The organism is Burkholderia sp. HI4860, assembly GCF_002223045.2.
Taxonomy (GTDB): domain Bacteria; phylum Pseudomonadota; class Gammaproteobacteria; order Burkholderiales; family Burkholderiaceae; genus Burkholderia.
On sequence record NZ_NKFO02000003.1, the window covers coordinates 66,521 to 84,474 of the forward strand.

A 17,954-nucleotide genomic window follows, 5' to 3' on the forward strand; every position below is an offset into this window, starting at 1 on the left:
TGCGTCGGAACGCTCCATTTGCGTTGAACCGGGCGCAGCGCAGACTGAGCGAGACGGACTTGCCATAACATCGGCCGGTATTCGCTGTCCAGATACGCTTGCCCCGATCACGCTGCGATCGACCTCAATAGATGAACAACCGGATCGTCGCTGTCGCATCGAAGCGGCCGATCTTTGGCGGTCCGAACGACTTCAGCACGGCGTCCATCAGTACGCTCTGATTCATCACGTTCGACGGGAATTGCGCCAAGGTGAACTGCTCGTTGAACGGAACGGCCTTGCCCGTGCTGTCTTCGATCCCGATGCCGAAATTGCTGTCACTCGAAGGCACCAGCAAACCGTTCCTGACCGGAAAGCTCGTTTCGAAATATCCGTCGACCCGCACTGCGACGTTGCATTTCTTGGTCAGCGACAGCGAGAAGCGCTTGCGCGGCACGGCTGGCAGAAAGCCGTTGCCGACCGACTGGACCTGACCAAAGTTGACGATCCCCGGTTCAGGCGTCACGAGTACGTCGACGAAGCACGGCGTCGGTTTGAGATTGCGCAGGCCGCTCAGGCGATACTGAAAGCTGGTGCCGAACGCATTCAGGCCGCCCTCGCCGTCGAACTGGAACACCGTGTAGATGTCGTTGGGTGGCTGAATCCAGTTGCCCTTCTTTCGTATGACGATCTGATAGTCGATGCTGATCTGCGTGCGCTTGCAACGCCCGGCAACAAAATCGGAGCGCTTGCACGGATCCACCCAGAACCCGGTCGGTACGCCGCCGCCCGGTGCGCTGGTCCGGTCGAAGTAATCGACACCCTTGTAGCGGATCCCGATCTGGAGCCCCCATGCTGCGGGATCCGTCCGATTCGGATTGGCGTAGAAATAGATGTTGTCGATGACGCTCAGGCTTTTGTCGTCGCCCAGGTCCTTGTAGCAATACCCCGACGTCGTGCGGGGCGGCGACACCCAGATGACGTAGCCGTCAGGCGCGTCGGTCGGATACGAGGCGACCCCGCCAACCGGCTCGGTCAGCGACGTTGCACCGCTGTTGGTCAGACAACGCAGTGCCCACGCGGGCTGCATAGCCGCGATCAGCAGCGCGAGCACGACCCAGCGAAGCCAACCCGCGAGTGATCCCTGCTTATGCATTGCCCCGCTCATTTCTTCACGCTCTTGCAAGCACCCGCCTCACACGCATACTCGACCGCCACCTGGCCACCGTAGTCGTCCACGTGCGTGACGAACAGCGTCGACGGCGTCGCGGCCTTGAACGGCACGTCCGTGCTGCTCATCGGGCTCACCATCACCGGCTCCAGCGGCACCTGCGTCTTCTGCGCCCCCGAAGCCAGGTTGACGATCGTGATGTGATACGGCGTCGGATTGTCGAACACGAGCGTGTGCGCGGCCGAGTCGACCCGCAACGTCATCGGCAGCGTCCAGTCCACTTCGCGCGCCGGCTGCACGGCCTTCGGGCGATAGAACAGCTTCATCTGCGTATGCAGCGCGATCTGCAGCGTGTTCGGCGTATCCGTCTTCGGCGGCACTTCGCGGATGTTCAGGTAGAACACCGTTTCGCGATCGGCCGGCAGCTTGGTGCCGGGCAGCTTCGCGATCCGCAGCACGTTGCGCTCGTTCGCCTCGACGCGCTGCAGCGGCGGCACGACCATCAGCGGCGACGTGATCTTGTTGCCGTTCGCGTCCTCGAGCCACGACTGCACCAGATACGGGTACGTCGCGCTCTTGTTGGTGATCGTGACGATCGCGGCCTGCTCGCCTTCGTTGAAGATCACGCGCGTGCGATCGGGCACGATCGCCGCCTGCGCGGCGCCGGCGACCAGCGCACCGGCGGTCGCGAGCACGCACCATGCGCGCCGCCAAAGGGGAAGGGAAAGGGAGAAGGAATGTTTCATCGCGGGATCCGTGAATTCATCGTTCGACCCGTGCGGCCGCTGCATGCGACTCGCCGGGCGTCTGGCACGTCACCGGAATCGGCGTGCCTTCGAGTTGGAGCTGGTTCGGCAGCGTGTCGATCGTGCAGAGCGTGCGTTCGCCCGCCCGCACCGCCAGCGTGGATTTCGGCTGAACCTGGGTCAGGAACGCCGCACCGCCCTCGCCGACGATGCCGAGTTCCTTGCCGTTCGCCACGTCCTGCACCGATGCACCGAACGGCAGCGGCTTGCCGGCCGCGTCGGTCAGCGTCAGGTACAGGTTGCTGCCGCGCGCGGCTGAGAACTTCACGAAGCCGATCGCGCCGTCGGTCAGCACCATGCGCTGGATCGGGTTCGTCACCTGCACTTCGAGCGGCAGCTTCTCGACGTTGACGGTCGCGTCGTACACGTTGTACGGCGAGATGCCGTCGAGCACCGCATAGCCGCGCGAATCGGTATGCGAGAGCGTGCCCGACAGCGGCACATCCGGCACGCCGTCGGTCGACACCAGCAGGCGCGTATCGCCCGCATTGCCGTTCGCGTGCGCCGACACGCCGTATTGCGTCGCGACGAACGAACCGTCGACTTCGAGCGATGCCGCCGCATACGCGTTGGCGAGCGTCGACGCCTGCGCGGTCAGCTGATACGCGGACGAGCGCTGGCGGTAGCTCGCGTTCGCCGACGCGCGCCCATCGGTCGCACCCGCGTTGACCTGGTAGGTACGGCCGCTCGGATCGTCGTAGATGTAGCCCGCGTTCACGCTCGTGCTGCCGCTGCCCGTCGTCAGGTTCGACGTGACGGTGTGACGGCCGCCGATCGGCAACGTCGCGGTGACCGAGACCTGGTTGCCGCTTGCACCGGCGCTCTGCGTGCGGAACGCCGACACGCTCACGTTCAGGTTGCGCAGCGTGCCGATCGAGAACGCCCGCGTCAGCGTGAGGCCGACGCGCTGCTCGTTCGCGCGTTCCCAGTAGGTCGTCTCGTCGTACGAGAAATAGGTCGACGTATCGCCGAAACGCTTCGACAGCGTCGCCGAGTAGCGTTGCTTGCTGTTGGCGAGGCCGTACGCGGTCGGGTCGCCCGAGAACTGCGCGAAGTTCGTGTATTCGCGCTCGGAGAAGCGATAACCGAAGAAGCGCACGTCGGCATCGAGCCCGTCGAAGTGCTTCGAATAGTTGATGCGGTACGAGTTGCCGTTGCGGGTCGCGCCGTTCCACCACAGCTTCGCCCGCGCATGCGTGACGTCGGCCGACAGCGCGCCGAACGCGCCGAAATCGCGGCCCAGGCCGAGCGCGATCGACGTATAGCCCGACGCGGCGATGAAGCCGCCGTACGCCGTGACGTCGAACGGCAGGCCGTAGGCGATTTCGCCAAAGCCGAAGAACGGCGTGATGCCGGCGCCGCCGAACTGGCGCGGCTTGCCGACGGCGGCCTTGTAGCGCAATTGCCCGGCGCGCGCGAGGAACGGCACGGCGGCCGTCGTCACCTGGAAGCGCTGCACGCTGCCGTCCTCTTCCTCGACCGCGACGTCGAGCGTGCCCTGCACGCTCGTGTTGATGTTCTGCAGCGCGAACGCGCCCGGCGACACGCGCGTCACGTACAACACGCGGCCTGCCTGTGAAACGGTCACGGTCGCGTTGGTGCGCGCGACGCCCGAGATCAGCGGCGCATAGCCGCGCAGCGACGGCGGCAGCATGCGATCGTCGCTGCGGATCGACGCGCCGGTCAACGCGAACGTGTCGAAGATGTCGGAAGTCAGGTAGTCGTCGCCGAACGTCACCGTCGACTGGATCGACGGCAACGCACGAAAGGCATAAAGCCGGCTGAAGCGGAACGTGCGGTCCGCGTAGGCCGTATTGCCCACGTTCGATTGCGCCTGGTAGTCGCCGCGAAAGCGCCATGCATCCCAGTTCGCGCCCACCGTCCCGTAGGCCTGGATCGAATTCGTCTGGCGACCGCCCGTCCCGAAGTTGCGGTTCGTGTTCGCGATCACCCGATAGTCGAGCATCGCCCCCGGAATCCCCTCGGACCAGCGCGACGGCGGCAGGTAGGTCGAATCGGTGAACTCGAGCGCGGCCTGCGGAATCGTGATCTTGAGCCGCCCGTCGCTTTTGAGGTAGCGCACGGTCGCGCCCTCGATCGCGCCGAGGTCGACGCAACGTCCGCCCTGGAAGCGCGGCAGGTCCTTCAGGAGCGACGGCTTCAGCCCGAACTGCGCGACGAGTTCCGGCGGCAGGCACGGCTTGCCCGCCCCCGACGTGTCGACGGCGATGAATTCGATCGCCTGCAGCCCGTAGAACAGGTCGTTGACCTGCACGTCGAGCATGTACTCGCCCGGCAGCGTGAAGTCCGCCTGGGAGAACTGCGACAGATCGACGTTGTTCGAGCCGTCGATGTTCAGGAACGACGAATTGAATTCCGTCGCATGGCTCTGGCTGCCGACCACCAGCACGGAGACGCAAAGGAAGGAATGTCTGATTCGCACGCGGCGCTACCGGAAGTCCAGGGAGGGAGAAAAGGAGGAAAAGCGAACGAGGAAGGGTGCGCGCACCCTTCCCCGGTACGGCGGCTTACTGGTAGCGAACCGTGAAGTTCGCGACGCCGTCGGCGGTACCCGGCGTCACGCCGGCTGCGGTCGCTTCGTACATCGCAGCGAAGCGTGCGATGTTCGTGCCGTTCTGCAGCACGGTCGGTGCCTTCTGTTCGGCGCCGTTGTCGAGGTATTCACCCGACGCTGCCTGCAGGCGGATACCGACGTTGGTTGCCGAACCGATCGTCGCGAGCAGCTTCGGCTGGCCGGCGCTCGACGTGCCCGTGAACGTGAAGTACGCGTTCTGCGCGACGCTCGTGTCGCAGTCGGTCAGCTTGATGTCGAAGTTGGTCGGCGTGGACTTGTCGCCAGCCTGCTTGAACACGTTGGTCGGCACCTTGCCGAGGTTCACGGTCTGGTTGACCGAGCCCGAATCGATGCCGCATGCGCCCGCGACGATCTCGCCCGTGAAGTTGATCGTGCCGGTGCCCGCTGCGAAGGCCGAGGTCGACAGGGCCGCGAGTGCGACAGCGGTCAGGATGGATTTTTTCATGACGTTTCCCGTAAGGACTGCAAATGGAGTAGTTGACGTGGCGGACACAAACGGCAGCGCATGGTGGCTTCCGTCCGACACGAGGCGGCATTATCGAGATAATCATGAAAGTTTTCTGTAAATCATTGTCAAATGCATCTGACAATGTCCGATTTACCCCTCTAAATCCGCATTCATTCCTGTCGATTTACAATCATTCAATTTTTATCCGCAGTCCTTTTTTATTTTCCGGAAGCAATTGAAGATTAAGGAAATTCCCGATCGACAGCCTAAACCACCCCGCCCCGCCGTGCTGGTATTGGCTCCCGATAAATCTTCGTCGAAAAGGACAAAGCATTGTCCAATGCCGCCATCGTTGCCGGACGACAACACCAATATCAAATCATTTTCAACAAACAGGAAATTAACCAGCGATTCAATCAATTCAATTTTTTCGCGCAAACGATTGCGACACGAATACAAACGTTTTACTGCGACACTTTGCCGCTCTTATTATTTCCAATATATTGATTAATTCAACCATCAATTCCGGATCGTAAATCATATGCATGAGCGGTCGCCGGAACCCGTCATCCGGTCCGGATCTCAACAGGGCAAGAAGGAAAAATGGCCCGCACACGTTTGCGTGGAATGGCGACGCGAGCGGTCGCAAGACGAGGGCTGTTCCGGAACGCACGCATGCGCGTTGCTACAGGATGAAAGCGTCCTGGCCAGCCTGGCAGTGAGAGGAAAGATATCGCCGAAACAGCGGTATGGATCGAAGGAAGCGGCGGCGGCACATCGAAGCGCACCGCCACCGTCATGCCGCCCGACGCGCTTGCGTCAGGCGACAGGCATTACGCGGATGCTGCGGCCTCCGCCGACGCCGGCGACCAGCCGCCGCCGAGCGCGCGGTACAGCGTGATCGCATTCGCGAGCCTGAGCTGCTTGAGCCGGATCAGCTCCTGCCCCGACTCGTACGTGCTGCGCTGCGCGTCGAGCAGTTCGAGATACGTCGCGACACCGCCCGCGTAACGGCGCTCGGCGAGCTTCAACCGCGCACCGTCGGCCGCATACACGTCCTGCTGCGCGGCAAGCTGGCGATCGATCCAGTCGCGCGCGGCGAATGCGTCGGCCACTTCACGGAACGCGGTCTGCACCGTCTTCTCGTAATCGGCCACCGCGATGTGCTTGCGCGCGTTCGCGACGTCGAGGTTCGCCTGATTGCGGCCGCCCGCGAAGATCGGCAGCGTGAGGCGCGGCGCGAACGTCCACACGCTCGTGCCGCCGGTGAACAGGCTCGAGAACGCATCGCTGACCGAGCCGTAGTCGCTCGTCAGCGTGATGCGCGGGAAGAACGCGGCGCGCGCCGCGCCGATCTGCGCATTGGCGGCCTTGAGCCGTGCCTCTGCCTGCCGGATGTCCGGCCGCCGTTCAAGCAACGCACTCGGCGCGCCGGGCGCCACGGGCGCGATCGACAGTGCGTCGAGCGCAGTCGTGTCACCCGGCACGTTGCGCGCGAAATCGCCCGCGAGCACCTGCAGCGCCCGCACGGACTGCGCATGCTCGCGCTGGAGTGCAGCCTGAGACGCGCGCGCGGATGCCACGAGCATCTCGGCCGAGCGCAGCTCGATTGCGTCGCTCGTGCCGGCCGCATAGCGGCGCTGCGTGAGCGCGGCCATGCGTTGGCGCGCATCCAGCGTGCGCTGCGCCAGTGCGAGTTGCTCGTGCAGCGAGCGCTCCGATACGTACGCGCCCGCCACGTCGGCGATCACGCCGATGCGTACCGTGCGTTGCGCGTTGGCCGTCGCGAAATAGTCGGCGAGCGCCGCGTCGGACAGGCTGCGCACGCGGCCGAACAGGTCGAGCTCGTACGCGCTGATGCCGACGCCCGCGCGATACAGCCCGCTGATCGCGCTTTCGCGCACGACGGGGTCGTACTGGCGCGTACGGTCATAGCCCAGGTTCGCATCGACCGACGGCATCCGGTCCGCACGCTGCACGCCGTAGAGCGCGCGTGCTTCCTCGAGGCGGCCGGCCGCGACCCGCAGGTCGCGGTTGTTCGCGAGCGCGGCATCGATCCACGCCTGCAGCGCGGCATCGGTAAAGTAGCTGCGCCAGTCGTCGAGCAGCGCGGCGTCGGCGGGCGACACCTCGGCCGCGGGCGCGGCACTGCCGTCGACCGGCGTATAAGTCGCCGGCACCGGCGCCGCCGGCCGCTCGTAACGCGGCGCGAGCGTGCAGCCGGCCAGCGCGAGCGCGGCGGCCAGCGCAACCTGGGCCCGCAGCGCGGCGCGTGCATTGAGCGCAAACATCATTGAGAACCCTCCATCGTCGCCGGCTGTGCCCCGCCGCGCCGGCGCGGGCCGACGTCGAACAGGCGGCCGACGATCACGAAAAACAGCGGGACGAGGAACACCGCGAGCACGGTCGCCGTGATCACGCCGCCCAGCACGCCGGTGCCGATCGCCATCTGCGCGCCGGACGCGGCGCCCGACGCGAACGCGAGCGGCAGCACGCCGACACCGAACGCGAGCGACGTCATCACGATCGGCCGCAGCCGCAGGCGCGCGGCCTCGAGCGCCGCATCGACGAGCGACATGCGCTGCGCGACCAGGTCCTTCGCGACTTCGACGATCAGAATGGCGTTCTTCGCGGACAACCCGATCGTCGCGATCAGCCCCACCTTGAAGTAGATGTCGTTCGGCATCATCCGCAGCGTGACGCCGAGTACCGCGCCGATCACGCCGAGCGGCACGACCAGCATCACCGCGAACGGAATCGACCAGCTCTCGTAGAGCGCCGCGAGCGCGAGGAACACGACGAGCACCGACAGCGCGAACAGCATCGGCGTCTGCGCCCCCGACAGCCGCTCCTCGAACGACTGCCCCGACCACGAGAAGCCGGTGCCGGCCGGCAGCTTCCCGGCGAGCCGCTCGATCGCGGTCATCGCCTCGCCGCTGCTGTGGCCTGCCGCGGCCGAGCCGTTGATCGTGAACGACGGAAAGCCGTTGTAGCGCGTGAGCTGCGGCGGCCCGAGCGTCCAGTGCAGCGTCGCGAACGCCGCGAGCGGCACCATCTCGCCGCGCGTGTTGCGCACGCGCAGCTTCTTCACGTCGTCCGGATCGAGCCGGTGCAGCCCGTCGGCCTGCACGATCACGCGCCGCACCTGCGTGCCGTGCATGAAGTCGCCGATATAGTCGGAGCCGAACATCACCGCGAGCGTCGTGTTGATCTCGTCCATCGACACGCCGAGCGCGGACGCCTTCGCGCGATCGATGTCGAGCTTCAGCTGCGGCGCGTCCTGCGTGCCGGCGAACATCAGGTCGGTCAACGCCGGATCCTTGCGGCCCGTCTCGAGCAACTGCTCGCGCGCGGCGCTGAACGTCGCGTAGTCGAGCCCGCCGCGGTTCTGCAGCCGGAAGTCGAAGCCGCTCGACGAGCCGAGATCGGGCAGCGCCGGCGAGTTCATCGCGAACACCGTCGTGTTCGGCGTGCTCGCGAAGCGCTCGTTGATGCGCGCGATGATCGCCTGCACGTGCGCGTCTTCGTTCTTGCGCTCCTTCCAGTTCTTCAGCGTGACGTAGATCATCCCGCCGTTCGGCCCTTCGCCGTACAGGTTGAAGCCGCCGAGCGCATACGTGAACGCGATCGGCTCGTCGCGGCGGATGGCCGACTCGACTTCCCGCACGCTCTGCATCGTTTCCGCGAGCGGCGTGCCTTGCGGCCGGATCACCATCACCATGAAGTTGCCCTGGTCCTCGTCCGGCAGGAACGCGGTCGGCAGTTGCGTGAGCATCAGTGCCGCCGCGCCGGTCAGCGCACCGTAGACGACGAGCCAGCGCACCGGCTTCTTCAGCATCGCGCCGACGCGCGTCGCATAGCGTTGCGTCGCGTTCGCGACGAAGCGGTTGAACCAGCCGAAGAAGCCGCGCTTCTCGTGATGGTCGCCCGACACGGGCTTGAGCAGCGTCGCGCACAGCGCGGGCGTCAGCGACAGCGCAAGGAAGGCCGAGAAGCCGATCGACACCGCGAGCGACAGCGCGAACTGCCGGTAGATGTTGCCCACCGCGCCGCCGAAGAACGCCATCGGCAGGAACACCGACGTCAGCACCACGGTGATCCCGATGATCGCGCCGCTGATCTGCTTCATCGCCTTGACGGTCGCGTCGTAAGGCCCGAGCCCCTCCTCGACCATCAGCCGCTCGACGTTCTCGACCACGACGATCGCATCGTCGACGAGGATGCCGATCGCGAGCACCATCCCGAACATCGTCAGCACGTTGATCGAGAAACCGGCCGCATACATCACGCCGAACGTGCCCGCGAGCGCGACCGGCACGACCAGCGTCGGGATCAGCGTCGCACGCAGGTTCTGCATGAACAGGAACATCACGAGGAACACCAGCACGCCGGCCTCGATCAGCGTCGTGACGACCTTGTTCATCGATACGCGCACGAACGACGACGTCTCGAACGGGATCTGGTACTTCACGCCCGGCGGGAAATACGCGGACAGCTCGTCCATCGTCGCGCGCACGCGCTTCTCGGTGGAGACCGCGTTCGAGCCCGGCGCGAGCTTGATGCCCATCCCGGTCGCGACCTTGCCGTTCACGTACGACGGATAGTTGTAGTCGTTGCCGCCGAACTCGATGCGTGCGACGTCGCGCAGGTAAAGCGCGGCGCCGTCGGCCTGCGTGCGCAGCGCGATCGCGCCGAAATCGGCCGGCGTCTTCAGCGGCGCGTCGGCGAGCACGGTCGCCGCGATCGGCGCGCTTTCCGGCACCGCGGAGCGGCCGATGTCGCCGATCGTCACGCGCGCGTTGTGCGCACGCACGGCCGATGCGATATCCGACGCGGTGAGGCCGTGACCGGCCATCTTCACCGGGTCGGGCCAGATCCGCATCGCGTACTCGGTGCCCCAGACTTGCACCTTGCCGACGCCCTCGACGCGACGCAGCGCCTGCACGACGTTCGCCGACGCATATTCGCCGAGCTGCACGGCGGTCATCCGCCCGTCGTCGGACGTCAGCGACACCACGAGCTGGATGTTGTCGGCGGCTTTCTCGACCTGGATGCCGTCGCGTCGCACCGGTTCCGGCAGCCGCGCCTCGACCGTCTTCAGCCGGTTCTGCACTTCGACGGCCGCGAGATCGGCGTTCACGCCCTGCTTGAACGTCAGGTACAGCGACGCCATCCCGGCGCTGCTGGTGGCCGACGTGTACATCAGCCCCGGCGCGCCGTTCATTTCGCGCTCGATCAGCGCGGTCACCGATTCCTCGACGACCTGCGCGGACGCGCCCGGGTACGTCGCATAGAGGCTGACGACGGGCGGTGCGATGTCCGGGTACTGCGCAACGGGCAGCGCGCGGATCGCGAATGCGCCGCCCAGCATGATGAAAATTGCGATCACCCACGCGAAGACGGGGCGATCGATGAAGAAACGTGCCATGGTGGTGTGGTGTTGACCAGTCAGGTTTGACGGGCGGCCGCCTGCGAAGCGGCCGCTGCCGGCACTGCCTTCGACGGCGGCGCCTGCTCGACGGGCTTGACGTCCGTGTCGGGCGCGAACTGCGCGGCGTTGTCGACGATCACGCGCTCGCCGCCCGCGAGGCCGCGCGTGATGCGCCAGTCATGGCCGCTCATCTGGTCGGCCGTGACCTCGACGTCCTTGACCTTGCCGTTCGTGCCGACGACCCGCACCGACGTGCGGTCGGCCGTGCGCAGCAGCGCATCGCGCGGCACGAGGATCGCCCGCTGGTCGACCGCCGTGTCGAGCGCGATCCGCACATACGCGCCCGGCAGCAGCTCGCGCTCCGGATTCGGGAACAGCGCGCGCATCGCGACGGTGTCGGTGGTCGGATCGACCGCGAGATCGCTGAACAGCAGCTTGCCCTTCAGCGGATACGCGGTGCCGTCGGCGCGCAGCAGCGTCACCGCGATGTCGTGCTGCGCGATGCCCGTCGCCCGCCCGCTCTTCACCGCGCGGCGCAGCGCGTCGACGTCGGCGGCCGGCTGCGAGAAGTTCACGTAGATCGGATCGAGCTGCTCGACGGTCGTGAGCGGCGTCGCCTGGTCCTGGCCGACGAGCGCGCCTTCGGTCACGAGCGCGCGCCGGGCGCGGCCCGCGATCGGCGCGGTGACGGTCGCATAGTCCAGCTGCAGCTGCGCCCGCGCGAGCTCCGCCTTCGCGGAAGCGACGTCGGCCTTCGCCTGCGTGTCGGCCGCGACGGCCTCGGCGTGGTCGCGTTCGCTCACCGCACGGTCGCGCACGAGATCGTCGTAACGGCGGCGCTTGTCGCTCGCCGCGAGCGCGGCGGCCTGCGCCTTCGCGAGCGCGCCCTGCGCGGCGTCGCGCGCGGCCTTCAGCGGTGCGGGATCGATGCGGAACAGCACCGCGCCCTGCTTCACTTCCTGGCCTTCCTCGTAGGTGCGCGCGGTCACGATGCCCGCGACCCGCGCACGCACTTCCGCTTGCCGGTAGGCATCGAGCCGGCCCGGCAATTCGACGGTCATCGGCACGGCCGTCGGGCGCACCGTCACGACCGTCGCCTGTTTCGCGGCCTCCGGCGCCGCGTCCTTGTCGCCCTTTCCACATCCGGCCACGGCCAGCACGGCCGCCAGCGCGAACGGCGCCAGTCGGTGGCGCAACAGGGAGCGATTGTTATTCATGTGTGACCTCGGATCGTTCGCCACCGATAAAATGCGGCGGCTCAGGGTGGCCGATTATAATCAGTCACGACTGATTAAATACACGCCGTTTCAATCTGACCGTCACACTGTCTCAATAAAACGACAGCGAACTGTAAGGAATTTCAGGACATGGCTCGCAAGACCCGCGAAGAATCGCTCGCCATCAAGCACCGGATCCTCGACGCCGCCGAGCTCGTGCTGCTCGAGAAAGGCGTGGCGCAAACCGCGATGGCGGACCTCGCCGAGGCCGCCGGGATGTCGCGGGGCGCCGTCTATGGCCACTACCGCAACAAGATGGAAGTGTGTCTCGCGATGTGCGACCGCGCGTTCGCGCGCACGTCGGAAGGCTTCGACGCGGGCGAAGGGTTGCCCCCGCTCGCCACGCTGCGGCGCGCCGCGTCGCACTATCTGCAGGAATGCGGCGAGCCGGGCCCGATGCAGCGCGTGCTCGTGATCCTCTATACGAAGTGCGAGCAGAGCGAAGAGAACGGCGCGCTGCAGCGGCGCCGCATGCTGCTCGAATTGCAGATGCTGCGGATCACGAAGGCGCTGCTGCGCCGCGCGATCGCGGCCGGCGAAGTCGCCGCCGATCTCGACGTGCACCTGGCCGCCGTCTATCTCGTGTCGCTGCTCGAAGGCGTGTTCGCGTCGATGATCTGGACCAACCGGCTGCGCGGCAACCTGTGGAACGACGCCGAGGCCATGCTCGACGCCGGCTTCGACACCGTGCGCACGTCCGCCGCGCTGCGAAGCCGCGCGCACAAATTGCCGGACTGACGGAATTTGTCGTAATAAATGCTGATTTAACCCGATTTACCGCACTGCGAAACGAATGAGCTGACCCCCTTTAAAATTTTTAACGTTTCGCGGAACATCGGTAGACTGACGCTGTCATCTTTCTTTAGCGTCTTCGTGATAACCGGGTACGACCCGGCATGCACGCCGCCGTTCGAAGCGGGCCCGCCCCGCGCGTTGGGTCGAACGGAAACGACACAGGCCCCTGGCGGGGCCTGTTTTGTTGCACGCCCGCCGCCCGCCCCGTCGCTGCCCGACGGATGTGCCGCCGGTGGACCCCGCCCACACCCCTTTGAACCGCTTTCCTGGATGTGGACACCTTGGTCAAGTCTGCCGCTACCCCTGATGCTTTCGCACCCGGCCGCGCGCAGCGCATTGCGCGCGCGCTCGTGCCGGCCGCCGTGCTCGGCGCCCTCGCCGCACTCGGCCTCGCCGCGCTGCCGGCCGTGTCGCAACTGCCGGGCGCCGTCGATTCGGGCACGGCCGCGCTGCCGCAGCGCGTGCTGTCCGACACGCCGTTTCCCACCGCGCAGCATTTCGTGACGAGCGAGCTCGCCCGCACGATCGGCGAGCGCAACGATGCCGGCGAACGCAACGACCGCAGCCCGCAGCCGGGGCTGTTCGCGCCGCTCAGCGCGCACCGCAACGAGATGCTCGGCTATGCGAACCTGTTCCAGTTCGCGGCCCCTGAAAACCAGCACGGGATGCGCGCGGGCGACATCGAGCTCACGCTGTCCGATACGCTGAACCGTCTCGACGTGCCGCCCGAGGTGCGCATCCAGCTCGGCGATCTCGTCAGCGGCAAGGTCGCGATGCGGGCGAGCGCGCAGCGCGGCGACTACTACCGCGTCGCGTTCGACACGAGCGACGGCACGCCGCGCCTCACCGCGCTCGAACTGCGCGTCGCCGGCCGCACGTTCGGCGCGATCTGGTTCCGCGCGCCGGGCGCCGAGCACGGCGCGTACTACGCGCTCGACGGCTCGCCGCTCGAAGCCGCCGCCTTCACGATGCCGGTCAAGTGGACACGCATCAGCTCGTTCTTCGGCGAACGCATTCACCCGCTGTCGCAGGCGATGGCGTTCCACACGGGCGTCGATCTTGCCGCGCCGAGCGGCACGCCCGTCGATGCGGCGGCCGATGGCGTCGTGTCGTTCGTCGGCACCGATCCGGGCGGCTACGGCCGCTACGTGATCGTCGATCATGCCGATGGTTACTCGACCTACTACGCGCACCTGTCCGCGTTCGCGCACGGCCTCAAGACGGGCGAGACCGTGAAGCAGGGCCAGCGCATCGGCTCGGTCGGGATGACGGGCGCGGCGACGGGCCCGCACCTGCACTTCGAGGTGCGCGTCGCCAACAATCCGGTCGATCCGCTCGTCACGCTCGCGAGCGCGCAGACGGCGCTGTCCGACATGCAGCTCACCGCCTTCCGCCAGGAAGCGGCGCAATGGCGCTTCCGGCTCGCGTCGATCCGTACGGCGCCGTTCGCGTTCGCGCAGAACGACGGGCCGCTGTGGGGCGATTTCGCAACCGATTCATCGACGCTGCGCGCCGTCTTCAATACGCATTACTCGGCATCGTGATGCCCCTGCTGCCCGCCGTTGCTCGACGAGCAGCGGCGCGTGGCAGGTTCCCTGCATTCCTTGTCGCTCTTCCTGCCTGTCGGGCCTGGCGCACTGTCCGCCGGCCTTTTCGGTCATTCGAAACGGCGCAGCAAGCGAGCGTCACCGCGCGGGTTCCGTATATTCCGCCGCCGCGTGCGCGGCGCGTTCCGCGCGCGGGCGCCGCGACAGCAGCCAGCGTGCCGCGCCGTCGAGCGACGTGCACAGCACCAGATAGATCAGCGCGACGAACAGGAAGATCGGTGCCGGATACACCATCAGCCGGTTGTTCACCTGCGTCGCGACGAATGACAGCTCCGGCACGCCGACGATATACGCGAGCGACGTGTCCTTCACGAGCGCGACCCACTGGTTGACGAATGAAGGCGTCATGATCCGGATCGCCTGCGGCAGCAGCACGTAGCGCACCGTCTGCCAGCGCGTGAGCCCGAGCGACAGCCCGGCCTGCCATTGCCCGTCGCCGGCCGCGACGATGCCCGCATGCACCGCGTGCGCGAGATACGCGCCGCCGATCAGCGCGAGCGCGCACGCCACCGTCGCGAGCCCCGGCACGTCCATGTGCAGCAGCATCGGCATCAGGAAGTAGGTCCAGAAAATCAGCATCAGCACCGGAATCGCGCGGAAGAAGCCGATGAACGCGAGCAGCAGCACGCGCATGGGGCCGCGCGCAAGCGCCATCGCCACGCCGAGCGCGATGCCGAGCACGGCGGAGGCGACGGCCGACGCGATCGCGAGCAGCAGCGACAGCGCGGCGCCGCCGAGCGGCCCTTCCGGGAACGCGCCGACGAGCAGATACGGCAGATTGGCGAACAGCAGCGAAAGATCCATCGTCAGCGCCCCGCTCCCAGCCGGTCGCGCCATTGCGTGGCCGCATACGCGAGCGCTTCGATCGCGGCCACCGCCGCGACGTACAGCACGGTCGCCACGCCGAAGGCGGCGAAGGTCTTGAACGTCTCGGTCTCGACCTGCCGCGATGCATACGACAGCTCGGCCACGCCGATCGCCATCGCGAGCGACGAGTTCTTCACGAGATTCATGTATTGGCCGAACAGCGGCGGCAACGCGATGCGCACCGCCTGCGGCAGCACCACGTAACGCAGCGACTGCATCGGCGTGAGGCCGAGCGCGGCCGCTGCGTCGTGTTGCGCGCGCCGCACGCCGCGCAGGCCGGCTTCGCACTCCTCGGCGACGAACGCGGCCGTATAGGCGCTCAGCCCGACCCAGCCCGCGACGAATTCGAACGACGGCCACGCAAGCGTGAACGGGCCGATGCTCAATGCATGGCGCGCGTTCAGCCACGCGATCCATGGTTCGGGCAGCAGCGACGCGACACCGAAATACCAGAACAGCAACTGCACGAGCAGCGGCGTGTTGCGGAACGTGACGACGTACGCGGCCGCCATCGCGCGCGGCGCCGTGCCGCGCGCATGGCGCATGACCGCGAGCAGCAGCCCGCCGGCGGTCGCGACGACGGCCGACGCGGCCGCGAGGCCGAGCGTCAGCAGGAAGCCCTGCCAGAGCCAGGACAGGTATTTGGGAGCCAACCCGAGCATGCTGTGTTGCGGGCGCGAAGCGCGCGATCGGAAGAATGCGAAAAGCGCCGCTCGGCCAATGATGCTTTGGCCCGTCGCGGCGCGCGTGCGATGCGGATCAGGTCTTGTCGCCGATCCGGAAGATGCGCGTGAGCGGCGTCTTCGTCGTCGGCCCGAACCATGCGTCGTAGATCTGCGCGGCGCGGCCGTTCGCCTCGAGCCCCTTCAGCGTGTCGTTGACGAAGCCGAGCAGGCGCGTCTCGCCCTTCGGCACGCCGACGCCCATGTAGTCGTTCGAGATCGTGAACGCCGGGATCTCGTAGTTCTGCTTGTCGGGCACGTTCGCGAGCAGCCCGATCAGCTTCGGGCCGTCCTGCGTGATCGCCTGCACGTTGCCGGCGCGCAGCGCGGCGAACGCGAACGGCGTGTCGTCATACGCGACGATCGTCGCCTTCGGGAATTTCTCGCGCAGCGTGATTTCGTTGGTCGTGCCCTTGTCGGCGCCGACGCGCAGCGCGTTCAGCTGGTCGGCCGATTTCAGCACGCCCTTCTTCGCGAGAAACTGCTGGCCCGACGAGAAGTACGGAATGCTGAAGTCGACCTGCTTCGCGCGCTCGTCGGTGATCGTGAAGTTCGCGAGCACGAGATCGACCTTGCCGGATGTGAGGAACGGAATGCGGTTCGCCGGGTTGGTCGGCTGGAGCTGCAGCTTCACGCCGAGCTTGTCGGCGAGTGCCTTCGCATAATCGACGTCGAGGCCGACGATGTGATTGCTTTTGCCGTCGACATAGCCGAACGGCGGGTTGCTGTCGAACGTTGCGACGCGCAGCACCCCGGCCTTCTTGATGTCGTCGAGACGGTCCGCCTGCGCGACGGTGCCTGCGGTGATGAGCGCAGCTCCGACGAGCCACGTAGCGAGCGTGTGGAATTTCATGAGCACGACCTGATTTGTTATGAAGGCCGCCGCGGATCGCGCGGCGGCCCGGTTCGAAGAACATCGCGACGGAGTGTGTCGTCGCGAAGCCGCTAACGTATCAGCGCGTGCGGCGAATCCGAACCAACAAATGGTGATTTGCTCAGCGGGTTTCGTAATGAGCCCCGCGCGATGCGGCGCGCGTCGTCACGGGAACGTAAACGAAAATTCCGCGCCGCCGCCCGCATAGCCGGGCTTCAGTTCCGCATCCGTACCGGTGCGAACGTACCAGGCACTCAATGGGATCGAGGCAAGGTCACCCGTGCGCCGCATCGGATAAGTCGTGGCCGTGCCCGGCTCGCCGTACGCAATCCGCTCACCGGTCAACTCGTTTTTCATCGCGATGTTGAACCCCCGTGCAACCGCCTGACCGGCCGGCGCACTCAGCTGCAGCAGCGTCTTGTCCGGGTTCGGCTGCGGGGCCTTGTCCCGGAAACTGATCGACGGCTTGGCCGCGGCCGCGCAATTGCTGAGCGTGATATCGAAATTGACCGGCTTCGACGTGGCATGCATCGCGGGGAAACTGCTGATCGCGAAATTGCCGAGCGTGACGGATTTCACCGTGTTCGTCACAACCTCGCAACGATTCGGCACATGGAGTTCGCACTCGCTGCCGATACATACGTTGCCGACGCCGACAAACGCCTTCATCTGCTTGCACAGGTTGGGGGGAGTCGTCTGCTCCGGCACCGTCACGGTGCCGCCCACCGACGCGAGACCTTTCGGAAAGTCGATCGCATAGATTGCGACAGTGGGATTGCCCGGCAGGTTCTTGACGACCAGCTTGCCTTGCGGCAATTGTGCGGCCGGCTTCGTGAGGACCAGATACTGCCGGAAACGCATGATTTGCGTTTCAGAACCGACGCCGCCCGAGCTACCGAGCCCGTACTTCGCGGTCACCATCGGCAACGCGCCCTGCTGCAGCGTGCGTTCGACGCTGTCGCCGGACACACCGGCCCATTGCAAGCCGATGCCGGATACATTCGTCTGCGCGGTGCCGTCCGTGACGATACTGCCCGGCGCCCAATGTCCCGCGGTCACCAGTTCGTGCTGCGTCAAAGCCTTGCCGTACTTGAATGAGACAAAGAGAGAAACGGTACGTTGATACAAGATCGCGTTATCCGGCGTCGTACTCGTCAACGGTGTCACCATGCGCCAGGCTGTCGCGTCGAGGTTACTGTAGCTGCAATCCACCGCTGTCAAGCCACCGCTTTCTTGCGCGATGGCATGCGCGCCGAATGCAATCACCAGATATCCCGCCATCGCCAGGCGACGCATCGCTTGACCGGCTCTCCCGGGCGAGTGCCATTGAATCGTCTTCATGCTGTCTCCCGTTGCATCGGCGGCGGACGCCGGTCATGCT

At 66.3% G+C, this 17,954-nt stretch carries 13 protein-coding genes; 2 read left to right on the forward strand and 11 right to left on the reverse strand.

The genetic code is table 11. From position 1 onward, the window contains the following. Positions 1-124: 124 nt before the first annotated feature. The 7 genes from CFB34_RS15375 to CFB34_RS15405 form a co-directional block, all read right to left on the reverse strand. Positions 125-1,147 (reverse strand): fimbrial protein, encoded by a 1,023-nt coding sequence (locus tag CFB34_RS15375; protein WP_089440053.1) that lies wholly within the window; start codon positions 1,145-1,147, stop codon positions 125-127. Beyond that, positions 1,144-1,896, reverse strand: coding sequence for a molecular chaperone (locus CFB34_RS15380; protein WP_089440398.1), 753 nt, complete (start codon positions 1,894-1,896; stop codon positions 1,144-1,146). Before CFB34_RS15380 ends, CFB34_RS15375 begins: the two co-directional genes overlap by 4 nt. A gap of 16 nt (positions 1,897-1,912) precedes the next feature. Further along, entirely contained in the window at positions 1,913-4,366 is a 2,454-nt protein-coding gene (locus tag CFB34_RS15385) for a fimbria/pilus outer membrane usher protein (protein ID WP_089440052.1), read from the reverse strand. Between the two features lie 118 nt (positions 4,367-4,484). Further along, a complete protein-coding gene (locus tag CFB34_RS15390; protein WP_039358675.1) occupies positions 4,485-4,997 on the reverse strand; it encodes a fimbrial protein in 513 nt (170 codons plus the stop codon). An 836-nt stretch (positions 4,998-5,833) separates the two neighbouring features. Continuing rightward, complete coding sequence (locus tag CFB34_RS15395) at positions 5,834-7,291, reverse strand: efflux transporter outer membrane subunit (protein ID WP_089440397.1); 1,458 nt, start codon at positions 7,289-7,291, stop codon at positions 5,834-5,836. Continuing rightward, positions 7,291-10,428, reverse strand: coding sequence for a multidrug efflux RND transporter permease subunit (locus CFB34_RS15400; RefSeq protein WP_089440051.1), 3,138 nt, complete (start codon positions 10,426-10,428; stop codon positions 7,291-7,293). Before CFB34_RS15400 ends, CFB34_RS15395 begins: the two co-directional genes overlap by 1 nt. Positions 10,429-10,448: 20 nt before the next feature. Next, positions 10,449-11,648, reverse strand: a complete 1,200-nt coding sequence (locus CFB34_RS15405; protein ID WP_089440050.1) for a MexX/AxyX family multidrug efflux RND transporter periplasmic adaptor subunit — start codon at positions 11,646-11,648, stop codon at positions 10,449-10,451. A 150-nt stretch (positions 11,649-11,798) separates the two neighbouring features. Between CFB34_RS15405 and CFB34_RS15410 the strand changes: the two genes are divergently transcribed. Both CFB34_RS15410 and CFB34_RS15415 read left to right on the forward strand, forming a co-directional pair. After that, the gene (locus tag CFB34_RS15410) at positions 11,799-12,446 is read left to right on the forward strand and encodes a TetR family transcriptional regulator (RefSeq protein ID WP_089425370.1); all 648 of its coding nucleotides are present in this window, start codon (positions 11,799-11,801) and stop codon (positions 12,444-12,446) included. Between the two features lie 338 nt (positions 12,447-12,784). Further along, positions 12,785-14,047 (forward strand): M23 family metallopeptidase, encoded by a 1,263-nt coding sequence (locus CFB34_RS15415; protein ID WP_089440049.1) that lies wholly within the window; start codon positions 12,785-12,787, stop codon positions 14,045-14,047. Positions 14,048-14,188: 141 nt separating this feature from the next. Here CFB34_RS15415 and CFB34_RS15420 read toward each other — a convergent pair whose 3' ends face one another. The 4 genes from CFB34_RS15420 to CFB34_RS15435 all read right to left on the reverse strand — a co-directional run bounded on the left by CFB34_RS15420 (position 14,189) and on the right by CFB34_RS15435 (position 17,914). Further along, positions 14,189-14,914 (reverse strand): amino acid ABC transporter permease, encoded by a 726-nt coding sequence (locus CFB34_RS15420; RefSeq protein WP_089440048.1) that lies wholly within the window; start codon positions 14,912-14,914, stop codon positions 14,189-14,191. Positions 14,915-14,916: 2 nt separating this feature from the next. After that, positions 14,917-15,639: an amino acid ABC transporter permease gene (locus CFB34_RS15425; protein WP_089440047.1), complete on the reverse strand. Its 723-nt coding sequence runs from the start codon at positions 15,637-15,639 to the stop codon at positions 14,917-14,919. Between the two features lie 97 nt (positions 15,640-15,736). Next, on the reverse strand, positions 15,737-16,552 hold the full coding sequence (locus CFB34_RS15430; RefSeq protein ID WP_089440046.1) for an ABC transporter substrate-binding protein: 816 nt from the start codon (positions 16,550-16,552) through the stop codon (positions 15,737-15,739). Between the two features lie 186 nt (positions 16,553-16,738). Continuing rightward, positions 16,739-17,914: a fimbrial protein gene (locus CFB34_RS15435; RefSeq protein ID WP_089440045.1), complete on the reverse strand. Its 1,176-nt coding sequence runs from the start codon at positions 17,912-17,914 to the stop codon at positions 16,739-16,741. Positions 17,915-17,954: the final 40 nt, after the last annotated feature.